General features: G+C 72.4%; 9 protein-coding genes and 3 pseudogenes. 8 read left to right on the top strand and 4 right to left on the bottom strand.

Annotated elements, in window-relative coordinates:
- Positions 1-1,141: 1,141 nt before the first annotated feature.
- Positions 1,142-1,580, top strand: a pseudogene (locus tag ACFU5F_RS21430) (transposase); the annotation flags it as partial.
- 21 nt (positions 1,581-1,601) lie between these two features.
- On the opposite strand, the pseudogene ACFU5F_RS21425 reads toward ACFU5F_RS21430, so the two are convergent.
- Positions 1,602-2,085, bottom strand: a pseudogene (locus ACFU5F_RS21425) (hypothetical protein).
- 93 nt (positions 2,086-2,178) lie between these two features.
- The gene (locus tag ACFU5F_RS21420; RefSeq protein ID WP_383889510.1) at positions 2,179-3,936 is read right to left on the bottom strand and encodes a serine/threonine-protein kinase; all 1,758 of its coding nucleotides are present in this window, start codon (positions 3,934-3,936) and stop codon (positions 2,179-2,181) included.
- A 162-nt stretch (positions 3,937-4,098) separates the two neighbouring features.
- On the opposite strand from ACFU5F_RS21420, the gene ACFU5F_RS21415 reads away from it, so the two are divergent.
- From ACFU5F_RS21415 to ACFU5F_RS21390, 6 genes are all read left to right on the top strand, one after another.
- Positions 4,099-4,530 (top strand): PPOX class F420-dependent oxidoreductase, encoded by a 432-nt coding sequence (locus ACFU5F_RS21415; RefSeq protein WP_383889508.1) that lies wholly within the window; start codon positions 4,099-4,101, stop codon positions 4,528-4,530.
- An 83-nt stretch (positions 4,531-4,613) separates the two neighbouring features.
- Positions 4,614-6,941, top strand: coding sequence for a SpoIIE family protein phosphatase (locus tag ACFU5F_RS21410; protein WP_383889505.1), 2,328 nt, complete (start codon positions 4,614-4,616; stop codon positions 6,939-6,941).
- A gap of 209 nt (positions 6,942-7,150) precedes the next feature.
- Positions 7,151-7,819, top strand: coding sequence for an SDR family NAD(P)-dependent oxidoreductase (locus ACFU5F_RS21405; RefSeq protein ID WP_383889502.1), 669 nt, complete (start codon positions 7,151-7,153; stop codon positions 7,817-7,819).
- Between the two features lie 90 nt (positions 7,820-7,909).
- On the top strand, positions 7,910-8,728 hold the full coding sequence (locus tag ACFU5F_RS21400; RefSeq protein WP_383889499.1) for a VOC family protein: 819 nt from the start codon (positions 7,910-7,912) through the stop codon (positions 8,726-8,728).
- Between the two features lie 127 nt (positions 8,729-8,855).
- Positions 8,856-9,767: an alpha/beta hydrolase gene (locus ACFU5F_RS21395; protein ID WP_383889497.1), complete on the top strand. Its 912-nt coding sequence runs from the start codon at positions 8,856-8,858 to the stop codon at positions 9,765-9,767.
- 183 nt (positions 9,768-9,950) lie between these two features.
- Entirely contained in the window at positions 9,951-10,646 is a 696-nt protein-coding gene (locus tag ACFU5F_RS21390; protein ID WP_383889494.1) for an alpha/beta fold hydrolase, read from the top strand.
- A 42-nt stretch (positions 10,647-10,688) separates the two neighbouring features.
- On the opposite strand, the gene ACFU5F_RS21385 is transcribed toward ACFU5F_RS21390, so the two are convergent.
- Together ACFU5F_RS21385 and ACFU5F_RS21380 are read right to left on the bottom strand one after the other, a co-directional pair.
- The gene (locus ACFU5F_RS21385) at positions 10,689-11,477 is read right to left on the bottom strand and encodes an MBL fold metallo-hydrolase (RefSeq protein WP_383889492.1); all 789 of its coding nucleotides are present in this window, start codon (positions 11,475-11,477) and stop codon (positions 10,689-10,691) included.
- 128 nt (positions 11,478-11,605) lie between these two features.
- A pseudogene (locus ACFU5F_RS21380) lies at positions 11,606-11,984 on the bottom strand (CocE/NonD family hydrolase C-terminal non-catalytic domain-containing protein); the annotation flags it as partial.
- A gap of 508 nt (positions 11,985-12,492) precedes the next feature.
- On the opposite strand from ACFU5F_RS21380, the gene ACFU5F_RS21375 reads away from it, so the two are divergent.
- Complete coding sequence (locus ACFU5F_RS21375) at positions 12,493-13,827, top strand: glycoside hydrolase family 68 protein (RefSeq protein WP_383889489.1); 1,335 nt, start codon at positions 12,493-12,495, stop codon at positions 13,825-13,827.
- Position 13,828: the final 1 nt, after the last annotated feature.

The raw sequence follows: 13,828 nt of genomic DNA, 5'->3' as shown, positions 1-13,828 counted from the left end.
GTCGCCTCCTTCTCGAACAGCCAGGGGCAGTGGTCGAAGTGCTGCGCGGACGGCTGCTTCCTGTGATCCATGAGGCGCACGTTACTGAGCCGGCCGGGTGAGAGGGACCGCCGGCCGGGGTGGCGTGGCGTTCGGTCCAGGTCCGCTCGCCGGCTCGCGCCGACCGCCGGTCGCGGTGCCGTCAGCAGTGGACGGGCCACGGTGGCCCGTTCAGGGCCGCCGGGGCCGGGGTCCGGGTCGAGGAACCGGCACGGGCACCGGTCGGGCACGATGCCCCGTTCAGGTGCGGCCGACGTAGATGATCGGGGAACCAACCGGTACGCGGCCCGCCGGTAGCGGATGTGTCGGCGTGATGGTCGGCGAGCCAGTCGGCGACGAGTACGAGCGGTGTCGGTCGGTGTGGCACCTAGGGCCCCCGTTCGACGAGGCCACAGCGCACACGAAGAGTCGAGGAGGGTGCGGGTCGCCTTCCAGCACCCGGTCGGCGGCCTCGGTGAACGTCTTGGAGGCCGCGCCCGGGGTGTGATGGATCCCCCTGCCCCGGGTGTGTTGCGGAGCAGGGGGATCCATCGGATGTACCGGATCAGCTGTCCGCCAGAGTGCATGCCCTCTCGGCGTGTGCGTTACGGACGCCGAGGTCCCGGAGCAATTGCCAGCACATTCCCCAATCGCTGGGGCCGCCCCCTGATTGGCCGATGTTGCAGGCCCGCGTGACCCAGGTCCCGACCGTGTAACCCCGGTCCGCCAGATACTGTCGGCAGTCCCGCGCATTGGCCTGCGCCGGAGCCGCCAGTGCGACCGTCCCGACAAAGATCGCGGTCGCCGCGACGGATGTTGCGGAGGCGCCCGCAAGCAGTCTCTTTACGTTAGCCACGAATTGACACCTTTCGGCATACAAGGGTACTTCGTCGTCTCCACTCTCGTGGTGGCGAGGGCTGTCCGTAAGATTACCCAGTGGTAGGTCAACTGGTCAGGTCGGGACGGAAGTTGACTGCCAGAGAGTCTTTCCGGTCTGCGTTGTACGGCCGGTCGTCGGGATCCGGATGCCGGACGGGAAAAGGATGTTGAGGGGTCCCGGCGCGGATGCTGCGGTACGGACGGCACCGACACTGCCGCTTCGGCAGCGGGTCGATCACCGCCCCGCGCGCTGCCGCACACCCTGCGCGCCATCGACGTCGAAGAGGAGACCATCGCAGACCTGGAGATGGTCGTCGGCTTCGACGACGACCTGGCCGGCGAAGCCACCCGCATTTCCAACCGGCTCCGTGGTCTGCTCACCCAGATCCACCCCAGTCCGGAACGGGTCCTGGGCTCACGCGTCCATCACCCGGCCGCGTCCTTGACCAGCGCAAGCTCCTCGCCACCAGGATCGAGGAGCTGTTGGAGGCGCACCCGTGACAACAAGCAGCTGAAGCGGGCCTTCTTCCTGTCCGCGTTCGCCGCCCTCGCCGACCTGGAATCGAGGGCCTATCACGACAAAGAAAATCGCCCAGGGCAAGCACCACACCCAGGCCTTGCTCTGCCTCGCCCGCCGTCGGGCCGACGTGCTCTTTGCGATGCTCCGCGACGCAACTCTCTACGACCGCAGCCGCCGTCCGTGGTCAGCGGACCGGCGGTTCAGCCAAGAGAACGACCCGATCGCTTCCACATCGAACCCGAGCACCGGATGCCCGCAGTCGCCCTCCGGATCCGTCAGCACCGGCTCGGCCAGCCGTCGCCCGATCGCCCGCAGGAAGCCGCAGAACACGTCGAGTCGCTCCTGGCCCTGCGGCTCCCGCAGATCAACGTCGAAGTCGATCTCCTCCGCAGCATGGAAGCGGAAGATCGCCAGCACATCGGTCGTCGGCCGAACGCGCAGGTCCGGGCACTCGGCATCAGCCGGGCGGGACGACACTGCTTCTGCCCGGGGCATCGGCATCACGTCCTCGCCTCGGAGTACTGGCACTGCCGGCCGCTCGCGCTGATCAGGTCGAGGACCGCCTGCCAGTCCTCCACCGAGGCGTCAGGGACACGCACGTCCGGCAGCGACCCCATCTCATCAAGGTCGAAGAAGTACTCGATGTCATCCCACAGCAGATCAGACACCCTGCCGTGCAGCCCGGCACCGATCCTCGACGCAGCCCGATTTCCTCGACGAAACCCGTAGGGGCACCCTCCCCCGCAGTCGCCGGCTTCCCGCTACGAGGGATGAGACACGATGAAGCCGTCCCTGACTGTGTCGAAGACAGGGCGGTGGGCGTCCCAGTCCGCGTCCGGGGCCGAAAGGTAGATGTCGTACTCCCGTTCGCCTTCCCGGCCGTAACCGAGGTCGATGGCGCGGAAGGAACGGGCCCGCCCCTGGAAGGTGAACTCCCACACCGCGGCCGGCTGCCCACGGAAGGTGGTCTTCTGCATGCGGAGCTTCCGGTACGAGGTGGGGTAGTTGACCTTCGTGTTCGCTTCGATGTCCTTAAAGTGGGCCATGGGGTGTGAGCCGGCGGGGTCCACGACGCCGATGGCGAGGCGGACCAGCCCGGTCTCGTCGGTGTAGACAACATCCCCTGACGTCCGCTTGCTGGCCTTCCAGCCGTCCGGAACGGGGAATGACACACCGAGCCCCTTCTCCGTGACCAGGCGGAAGCCGTCGGGGACGGGCGGGACGGACGGCGAGGCGGCGGTTTTCGTCTTTCCGCCGCTCGGTGACGTGGTGTTCCCGTCAGGGTTCGCCGTCACGTACAGCGCGGCCCCGACGACCATCGCGGCCACGGTCACCGCGACGGCGACCGGGACGAGGATCCGGTGCGTCCTCCGGCCCTGCCGGGACGGTTGACGACCGCCCCGGGGTCCTGTTGGCGCTCCCGCTTCCGTGCGCGTCCCCGTTCCTGATGTGGTTCCCCGGCGTGTGTGCCCTTCGCCGGTCTTCGGATCGTCGTACGACTCCCCGGCGGACCGGCCGCCGGGCAAGGTGTTCCCGTCGACCGGAACCCCGTCGACCGTCACCCCGCTGTCCCGAACCCCGCTGTCCGCAACTCCGCCGACCCGGCCGCCCCCGGCTCCCAGTATCGGCAGGGCGGGCGTCGCCTGGCCGGAGACGACGGCCCGCAGTGCCCGCTCCGTCTGCTCGACGGTGGGGCGGTCCGCGGGATCCTTGGCGAGGAGGGCCACGATGAGGGGTTCCAGGGCGCCGCCCTGCTTCAGGGGCTCGAGAGGGTCCACGGCGATGGCGTACGCGGCCTCCATCGCGGTGAGGCGGCGGAACGGCGGGCGGCCCTCGACGGCCTGGTAGAGGGTCGCCCCCAGGGCCCACAGATCGGACGCGGGGCCGGGCTTCTGGCCGCGGATCCGCTCCGGGGCCATGTAATGGATGGAGCCGACCATCTCGCCGGTCCTGGTCAGGGTGGAGGCGTCGGCGGTCATCGCGATGCCGAAGTCGGTGAGGACGACCCGCCCTTCTGCGGCGAGCAGGACGTTGCCGGGCTTGACGTCCCGGTGCAGTACGCCGGCGGCGTGCGCGGCGCGCAGCGCGGCGACCATGCCCAGACCGATACGGGCCGCCTCCTCCGGCGGCAGGGTCCGGCCGTCCGTGAGGAGGTCGGCGAGCGTGGGCGCCGGGACGTACTCCATGACGATGCAGGGCGGGCCGTCACCGGTGACGCCCTCGTAGGTCCCCGCAACGCCGTCCGTCCGACCGTCCACGCGGTCGTCCACGACATCATGGACGACGATCACGTTCGGGTGGGCGATCCGGGCCGCGCTCCGGGCCTCCCGGCGCGTGCGCTCGTACAGGGTGACCAGGTCGTCTGGGGACAGGTGCGGCTGGACGTGCAGCCGCTTCACCGCGACCTGACGGCCGAGGACCTCGTCCCCGGCCCGCCACACCGTGCCCATGCCGCCACGGCCTATCTGCTCCGTGAGCCGGTAGCGCCCGGCGACGAGCCGCCCTACGTCCGACACCACGTGCCCTCCGCCAGCCCCGCATACGTTCGATTCGCCTCGTCAGCCTATCCGGCGCCGGGCAAGGGCCCGACAGGAGGAGCTGGTTCGGGGCGAACGGCGGCGGTGCCCCGCTCCCCGTGGCGCCGCCGCCCGGGAACCGCGGTGAGGACCGATGATGGCCGGATGACCGCTACTTCGTTCGATCCGCGTGCCCTGCTGGCGCAGAGCCGGCTCGGTGTCCTCGCCACGCTCAAGGCCGACGGCCGCCCCCAGCTGTCGCCCGTCATGCCCTCCTACGACGAGGAGGCCGGGGTCATCCGCATCTCCACGACCGAGGCGACCGCCAAGACCGCCAACCTGCGCCGTGACCCTCGCGCCGCCCTGGAGGTGACCAGCTCCGACGGCATGTCCTGGGCCACGGCCGAGGGCACGGTCCACCTCGTCGGGCCCGGCACCGATCCCGAGGGCCCGGAGGTCCAGGCCCTGGTCGACTACTACCGCGCGGCCGCCGGGGAGCACCCGGACTGGGACGAGTACCGCTCGGTGATGGTCTCCGACCGCCGGGTCCTCATCGTCCTGACGGTCGACCACGTGTACGGGACCGCGCTCGGCTGACGGCGCGGCGGCCGGGGCCCGGGTCGGGGCGGGCCGGGGCCAGCGGTGGGGCGTGGGCAGTGGTTCGGCGTACCGTCGTGTCTGTGGACCTCACCGCGGACGGTCTCGTGTCCCGAGTCGCGCGTGAGCTCGTCCCCCGGGCGGACGAGCTGACCGCCGAGGTGGAGTGGTGCCTGCGCCGGGAGCTGCCCGAACTGTGGGAGCACCCCGACGCCATGGCGTCGGACAACGTCGCCGAACACGTCATGGCGGTGCTGTCCGCCCTCCGGTACGGCGTCGACCCGGGCGGTATCGAGGTACCGGACTCCGAACTGGAACGCGTCCGCCGCTTCGCCCGGCACGGCGTCCCCGTCAGCGCGGTGCTGCGGGCGTTCCGCCTGGGCCAGGCCATCCTCCTGGACCACCTGCTGGAGGAGATGGTCCGGCGCACCGACGACGCGGCCCTGATCGGCGAGGCCACCCGCAGCCTGATCGCCACGGCCACCGGGTACGTGGACCGCACCTCCGAGCAGGGCGTCGTCGCGTACGAGGAGGAACGGGACCGGCGGCTGCGGTGGCGGCTGTCGATGGTGAACGAGGCGAGCATGCGCATCGGCACCACCCTGGACATCACCCGCACCGCCCAGGAACTGGCCGACTTCGCCACCGAGCACTTCGCCGACCTGGTCACCGTCGACCTCCTCCACTCCGCGCTCGACGCCCACGACACCCCGGCGGACGCGCCGCCCGCCGCACCCGCGCTGCACCGCCTGGCCCGGCGGTCGGCCGCCGACCCCGACGCCGGGCCCATCCGTCGGCACACCCACACCTTCCCGCCCGGCTCACCACCGGCCCGCGCCCTGACCACGGGCCGGCCGACCCGGCACCGCCTCGACGGCGTCGGCCGCGCACCGCACGAGGGCGCGGGGCCCGTGGACGGCGGATGCGCGGGGGAGGGCGGGCGGGACGACGATGCCGCGGCCGCGGACCGGGTCGCCCGGGGCGGTGGCGGCACGGCCGGGAAGGACGGTGGCCCGGCGGCCGTGGACGGCGTGCGGGCCGGTCGCACCCGGCCGGTCCACTCCGAGCTGGTGGTGCCGTTGCGCGCCCGGGGCGCCACGCTCGGTGTCGCGCAGTTCTGCCGGGACCGCAACCCCGACGCGTTCGACGACGAGGACCTGCTCCTGGCCCAGGAGATCGCCGCCCGCGCGGCGGTCGCCGTGGACAACGCCCGCCGCTACACCCACGCCCGGGCCACCGCCCTCACCCTGCAGCGCAGCCTGCTGCCGCGCCGCACCCCGCCGCAGTCCGCCGTCGACGTGGCCTTCCGCTACCTGCCGGCCGACGCCCGCGGCGGGGTGGGAGGCGACTGGTACGACGTCATCCCGCTCTCCGGGGCCAGGGTCGCCCTCGTCGTGGGGGACGTCGTGGGCCACGGCATCCACGCCGCCGCCACGATGGGCCGCCTCAGGACCGCCGTCCGCACCCTCGCCGACATCGACCTGCCGCCCGACGAACTCCTCACCCACCTGGACGACGTCGTGATCCGCCTGGCCGCGGAGGTGGAGGACGAGGGAGGGGAAGGGGCCGACGCGACCGGGGCCGGGGCGGCCGATGCCGTCGGCGGAGGCGGGGACATCGGTGCCACCTGCCTCTACGCCGTGTACGACCCCGTCTCGGGCCGCTGCACCCTCGCCCGCGCCGGGCACGTGCTGCCCGCCGTGCTGCGGGCCGACGGCAGCGTCGACATCCTGGACCTGCCCCCGGGCCCGCCCCTGGGTCTCGGCGGGCTGCCCTTCGAGACGGCGGAGATCGACCTGCCCGAGGGCAGCCTGCTCGCGCTCTACACCGACGGTCTGATCGAGGCGCGGGACCATGACATCGGCGCGGGCCTGCACCGGCTCCGTGACGCCCTCGCCCGGCCCGCACCCTCCCTGGAGGCCACCTGCGACGCCCTGCTCGACGCCCTGCTGCCCGCCAGGCCGCCCGACGACGTGGCCCTGCTCCTGGCCCGGACCCGGGCCCTCGGCGCGGGCCAGGTCGCCACCTGGGACCTGGAGGCCGAACCCGCCGCCGTCGCGCGGGCCAGGGCCCACGTCACCCGGCAGATCGGCGACTGGGGTCTCGCGGAGGCGGAGTTCACCGCAGAGCTGGTGGCCAGTGAACTCGTCACCAACGCCATCCGGTACGGCCGCCCCCCGATCCGGCTGCGTCTCATCCACGACCGCACCCTCCTGTGCGAGGTCTCCGACTCCGGCGGCACCACCCCGCATCTGCGCCGCGCACGCGTGTTCGACGAGGGCGGCCGGGGCCTCCTCCTGGTCGCCCAGCTCGCCGAGCGCTGGGGCACCCGCCGGACCCGTCGGGGCAAGACGGTCTGGGCCGAGCTGAACACCGCCGCCGCCCCGTTCCCGGCCCTGGCCGTCCTCTAGGGCCCTTCTGTGCGCCCCGCCACACCGGCCACGTGCGTCCCGCCCGGGAAGCGAGCGGGACGCCACGGCCGCCCGTCGGCACCGCTGCGGGGGGCCGTGCGCAGGTCACCTGGCGTACCGCCGTCTGCTCTCGGCGGGCGTTACGTCACGATGGGGACCGTCAAGCGCGGCACCGGGGCCCCGCCCCTCGGCAAGGAAAGCTGGAAGCCATGACCACCATCGCCGTCATCGGAGCCGGGCCGGGCCTCGGCGCGGCCGTCGCCCGCCGTTTCGGCCGTGAGGGGTTCGCCGTGGCGCTCGTCGCCCGCGACCCCGAACGGACGAAGGCGCTCGCCGCCGACCTGGCCGACGAGGGCGTCACGGCGCAGGGCTTCGCCGCGGACGTCCGCGACCCGGCCGCCCTGACCGCCGCGCTCGACGCGGCGCACACGGCCCTCGGGCCGATCGAGGTCCTGCAGTACAGCCCGCTGCCGCACCCGGACTTCATGCGGCCGGTGCTGGAGACGACCCACGCCGACCTGGTCGGCCCGATCGAGTTCTCCCTCTACGGCGCGGTCGCCGCGGTCCGGCAGGTGCTGCCCGGCATGCGTGACCTCGGCCGCGGCACCGTCCTCCTCGTCAACGGCGGCACGTCCGTGGTCCCGCACCCCGACCGGGCCGGTACGTCCGTCGCGTTCGCCGCGGAGAGCGCGTACGGCCGGCTGCTGCACGACGCCCTCGCGGGGGAGGGCGTCCATGTCGCCCAGCTGGTCGTGCCCGGAGCGATCGTCCCCGGGCACCCCAGGAAGGACCCGGCCGTCCTCGCCGACACCCTGTGGGGACTCCACCGCGACCGGCACGGCTTCCGCCACTTCGCCGACGACCTGGACGCCGCGTAGGGGCCGCGCGTCGCGTCCCGCCGACGCGCGGGCGCGCGGGGCGGGTGTCAGGCTGAGATCACCGGATCCGCGAACGCGAAGGGGCATCCCGTGATCACCACCGACCTCACCCCCGGCTCCCCCTGCTGGCTCGACCTCGGCGCTCCCGACGTACCGGCCGCGGCGGCCTTCTACCAAGCGGTGCTCGGCTGGGAGTACGAGCCCATGGGCGGCGGCGGCGGGGAGGCGGACGAGGGCATGGAAGGCGAAGGGGGCGTCTTCCGCAAGGACGGCAAGGTCGTCGCGGGGCTCGGCGAACTCACCGAGGAGGGCGCGCGCCCGGCCTGGATGATCTACTACACCGTCACCGACGCGGATGCCACGACCCAGGCCGTGGAGCGCGCGGGCGGCACGGTGCGGGTGGCGCCGAGGGATCTCGGCGACTGGGGACGGATGGCGCAGTTCAGCGACCCCCTAGGCGGCCAGTTCGCCGTCTGGCAGCCGGGCTCCAACGCCGGGTTCGACCTGGCCGACGAGCCGGGCTCGCTGTCCTGGACCGAGCTCTACACGACCGACGCCGCGGCTGCCAAGGAGTTCTACGGCGGCGTCCTCGGCTGGCAGTTCGGCGACATGCCCCTGCCGGGCGGCGAGGGCACGTACCACCTCGTCACGCCCGACGGGCTCCCGGAGGAGCGGATGCAGGGCGGCGTCATGCAACTGCGCCCGGAGGACCTCGGGCTGACCGGCGGCCGGCCCTACTGGCACCCCGTCTTCGCCGTCACCGACTGCGACGCCGCGGTCGCGGCCGTCTCCGGGCACGGCGGCAGTGTGCAGATGGGGCCCGCGGACATGGAGGGCGTCGGTCGGCTGGCCGTCTGCCTCGACCCTTCCGGCGCGGACTTCGTGCTCCTGGCCCCCGCCGAGAGCTGACCCAGCCGCCCTCGCGGCCCTCCCGTTCTTCTCCGCCGCGGCCATTGCGCGAAAGCGGATCAGCCGCCATCATCCCATCAACAGGAATCCTGTTAATTCAATGTTGTAGGGATGGGCGGGGCCGATCATGTCGTTCAGTGCCAGAATTCAGGCCAGAGGGGTCCAGCTGCTGCTCAGTGGCGTCATGACCCGTGTCCACAAGGGCCTGCGCTTCACCGACATCCCGAAGCGGACTGAAACCCTCCGGGTGGAGACCGGCGCCGGACCGGTCGACTGCACCGTCTACCGCCCGCCGGCCGACACCGCCGGGCCGGCCCCCGTGTACGTCAACTTCCACGGCGGCGGCTTCGTCGTGGCCCGCCCCGAGCAGGACGACCACATCTGCCGCTACATCGCCGCCACGGCCGGGTGCGTGGTCGTCAACGTGGACTACGCCGTCTCCCCGCAGCGGACCTTCCCCACCGCCGTGACCCAGGCCTACGACGTCACCGAGTGGATAGTCGAGAACGGTCCGGCGCACGGCTGGGACGGCTCCCGGGTCGCCGTGGGCGGACACAGCGCGGGAGCCAACCTGACCGCCGGGATCTGCCGTACGGCCCGCGACCGGGGCACCTTCACCCCTCGCCTGCAGATCATCGACTCCGCGCCGCTCGACCAGCTCGCCGACCCGGCCACCAAGCGGTCCCGCATCGCCAAGCCGCTGCTCAGCCCCCAGCTCATGCGGATCTTCACCGCCGCGTACGTCCCCGACCCGGCCGACCTCGCCGATCCCCTGGTCTCGCCCGGACTCGCCGACGACCTCGCCGGACTGCCGCCCGCCCTGGTCATCACCGCCGAGAACGACCGGCTGCGCGACGAGGGTGACGCCTATGCCGAGGCCCTCCGGGCCGCGGGTGTCCCGGTCACGCACCGCCTCTTCGAGGGCGTCGACCACTACTTCACCCACACCGGCCCGGTACCGGAGGGCAAGGAGGCGATCGCCCTGATGTCGGACACCCTGCGCATCGCCCTCGGCACCACCGTCCCCGACGCCGCCTGACCGCGCCCCGCGGACGGTCACCACACGGCTGGCCGGCCAACAGGGCTTATCCGTCGGGTTGTTGGGCGCCGGACGCCGCCGATGCCGTTAACCTGGCGCCGAGTTCGATACCCGATGCCGGACCCGACGCGCGACCTGGCCCGAGGCCGGCGGCCGCCGGTCCGCGTGGAAGAAAGGCGTGAAGTGCGGCTCCACACCCGGGAATGGGGCGCGGGCGACCGGACGGCCCTGCTCGTGCACGGCATCATGTCCGACTCCCGTACCTGGCGACGGGTGGCCCCGGCTCTCGTGGAGCGCGGCTACCGGGTGATCGCCGTCGACCTGCGCGGCCACGGGGCCTCGCCGCGCGGCGCGTACAGCCCGGAACTCTTCGCCGACGACCTCGTCGACACACTGCCCCGGCAGGCGGACCTGGCCCTCGGCCACTCCCTGGGCGGGCTCACCCTCTCCCTCGCCGTGGAGCGGCTGCGGCCCCTGCGGGCGGTCTACTCGGACCCGGCCTGGTCGTCGGCCGACCCCGCCCGGCACATAGGCCCCGAGATCTTCGCCTCCTTCAAGCACGCCACCCGCGGGCAGACCGTCGCACTCAACCCGCGCTGGGACGCCGAGGACGTCGACGTCGAGATGGCCACGCTGGCCGCCTGGGACGCGGCCTCCGCGCACTTCCTCGGCGGCCGCCCGCTCACCGGCTTCGTCCCCGCCCGCCCCGCCGTGCCCTCCCTGGTCCAACTCGCCGACCCCAGCTACCTGGTCGGGGCCGAGGACACCGGCCGGCTCCGGGCCGCCGGCTTCGAGGTCCGTACCGTCACCGGCGCGGGACACACCATCCACCGCGACGACTTCGACGGTTTCATGAAGTCCCTGGACGGCTGGATCTGACGCCCCGCGCCCGTTTCGCGCCCGGGGCGTCCCGGCCGGCTCTCACGCCGTAGCGCGTGCCCTCTCCAGCAGCACGGGGTCGTGCGCGTTGACGATGCTCAGGCCGGCGTCCGCCCGCCCGTGCAGCTCGGCCAGGCGGGCGTGGTTGTCGCGGACCCTCCTCCGGTCGTCCGCCAGCAGGTTCTCCACCGTGCGCAGGGTGCGCGGCACCGGGGAGTGCCCGCCGAGCGTCGCCCGGTGGAAGAAGGCGTCACCGGCGTGCAGGACCCAGTGGGTGCCGGCGTCCACCGCGACGCAGGCGTGACCCCGGGTGTGCCCCGGCAGGGAGATCAGGACGATCCCCGGGGCGACGGCGTCGAGTTCCCGGGCGGCGGCGAAACCGCGCCACGCCTCCCCGTCCGGGGTGTGCTCGACGATCTTCGGGCCGTGGGCCCACTGGACCGGCCGGTACCGGGACCGCTCCCGCCGCGACGGCGACACCACGGCCCCCAGCACCTCGGCGGCGGTCGTGTGCACCTGCGCGTCGGGGAAGTCGGCCAGCCCCCCGATGTGGTCGAGGTCGAAGTGGGTGACGACGATGTGCCGGACGTCGTCACGCCGGAACCCGAGCGCCTCGACCTGACGCGCGGCCGTCTCCTCCGCCCGCAGCACGGGCCTGAGCAGACGCCGGTCCCGTCCCAGACGTCCCCGGGGGTCGGCGACATCACGCAGCCCGAACCCGGTGTCCACCAGCACCAGGCCGCCCGGCGCCTCGACGAGCAGGACGTGGCAGACCAGCGCGCCGGTGAGCGGCGGGACCATGGTCCCGCAGTTGAGGTGATGGACCTTCACGTCAGCACCGCTTTCAGGACGTCCACGGGGAGAGCGACACGCCCCGCTCCCGGCCCTCCTGCCGGAAGGCCGGGACACAGCGTACGGCCACGATCGGGTCGTGCGAAGGACAGCGGGCTCGTACGAGATCAGTCCTGATCTGACGGACTGCCGGAGGCGGACGCGCCCCCTCGGACGGCACGGGCGAACGCGGCGGCGCCGCCGACGAGCGGGACGCGAACCGACGTACGGGCCAGGTCCAGGGTGAGCGTGGGGGGCTGGGCGGCGGGCGATGAGGTGCTCGTCCATGCCCGCGAGGACCAGGGTCGGACGGTGGCCCATGGGGACGACGTGGCCGGTGGCCGTGAGGTCGAGCGTGATGGTGCAGGCCCTGCCCGGGGTGAGCGGGACCCCGTCGCGGTCGGAGGCGTGGTGGCCGAGGTCGGCCCAGCCGCGGCTGAACACGGTGTGGTCGACGGACTTCTTCTTGGCCCGGGTCGCCTTGCGGCAGGCGCTGTCCCGTGGGGTGCCGTTCTCCTGCACCGCGCTCCTGCAGCCCTTGCGTCCGAGCCGACAGCTGCACCCGAATCACTCGCCACCCCACGCAGTCGACCGTGACGACCTCGACGGGCGACACGCGAGCCGGCTCCGGCCAGGACACGGCGAGCGTCACGGGCACCGGCGCCTCGATTATCGACGAACCCCGAGGCGGCACCCACCGAACGGCGACATGTGGAGTTGCGGGCCGGTCCGATGACACTTCCGGCCCCGTCGCCCTCCCATCGTTCACGGCGCGGCGCGGCGCGGCGCAGCGCAGCGCAGCGAGGTCCGGTGCCGGGCCGCGCGACCCGGCCGGGCACATGCGGCCCGCGCGCCCACGACATCACCACGTGCGCCACCCTTCTGACCCCCTTGACCCATAAGTCCCTTGCGCGCGGCGAAAGATGAGTGTGTGTCAGTCGAGAAGGGGGGTAGTCGCGAGACGGAAGCGCTTCCAGTTCTGTTCCATTCGCTCACCCTCCTTCAAGGACGACGCATGCGCAGATCACGGAGAGTGCTGATCCGGCTGGCCACGGGCCTGATGGCCCTCGCGATGCTGGGCGGTGTGGCCGCACCGGCTTCCGCGGACGAACCGACCTCGTCCCGGACGGGAACGCGGCAGTACAGCGCGGACGACGACTACTTCGCCGTCTGGTCCCGCGCGGACGCGCTGAAGCTCCGGCAGGACAGGACCAACACCGCCCCTCGTGTGTCGCCGGACTTCCCGGTGATGACCGACAAGGTGTGGGTGTGGGACACCTGGCCGCTCACCAAGCTCACCACCCGGACCGCCACCTACAAGGGCTGGCACGTCATCTTCTCGCTGACGGCTCCGCGCTCGGTGCCGTTCGGCGACCGGCACTGGTACGCGAAGATCGGCTACTTCTACTCGCGTGACGCCAAGAGCTGGAAGTACGGCGGTGATCTGTTCCAGCCCGGCACCTCGTTCGGCTCACGTGAGTGGGCCGGCTCGGCGGCGCTCGTCGGCGACAAGGTGTACTCCTTCTACACCGCCTCCGGGCGCGACAACGGCGGCGTCGACCCCAACGACGCCCTGCAGCGTCTGGCGCAGGCGACCGGCAAGATCCACGCGGACAGGAAGCGCGTGTGGTTCAGCGGCTTCCAGGACCACCGCATCATCGCCGAGGCCGACGGCAAGCTGTACCAGACCTTGCAACAGTCCCAGGCGGGCCCGATCCTCTACGCCTTCCGTGACCCGTTCGTCTTCCGGGACCCCCGGGACCGCAAGATCCACCTCCTGTTCGAGGGCAACACCGCCGGTGTCGCCGGCACGTACCGGTGCACCAAGCGCGACATAGGTGACGTCCCGGCCGGCCACGAGGTGCCGGAGGACGCGAAGTACTACACGGGCAACATCGGTCTGGCCACGGCTGACAGCGGCAGCATGGACAAGTGGCGGCTGCAACCCCCGCTGCTCTCGGCCAACTGCGTGAACCAGCAGACCGAACGGCCCCACCTGGTCATCCGCAACGGCAGGTACTACCTGTTCACCATCAGCCACAAGTTCACGTTCGCGCCGGGGCTGAGCGGCTGGGACGGCCTCTACGGCTTCGTCGGATCGTCCCTGCGCAGCGACTACAGGCCGCTCAACGGCAGCGCACTGGTCCTGGGCAATCCGGAGGACGCCCCGACGCAGCAGTACTCGCACTACGTGATGCCCAACGGCCTGGTGGAGAGCTTCATCGACACGGTGCCGACCGCCGACGGCGGGACACGCTTCGGCGGCACCCTGGCCCGCACGCTCCTGGTGTCCCTGAAGGGCGACAGGACCAGGCTCGTCAAGCAGTTGGACTACGGCTTCATCCCGTAAC

It is taken from the genome of Streptomyces sp. NPDC057438 (assembly GCF_042802995.1).
Lineage (GTDB): Bacteria > Actinomycetota > Actinomycetes > Streptomycetales > Streptomycetaceae > Streptomyces.
Note: the sequence above shows the minus strand (reverse complement) of the source record. Positions and strands in the feature narration are given on the sequence as shown.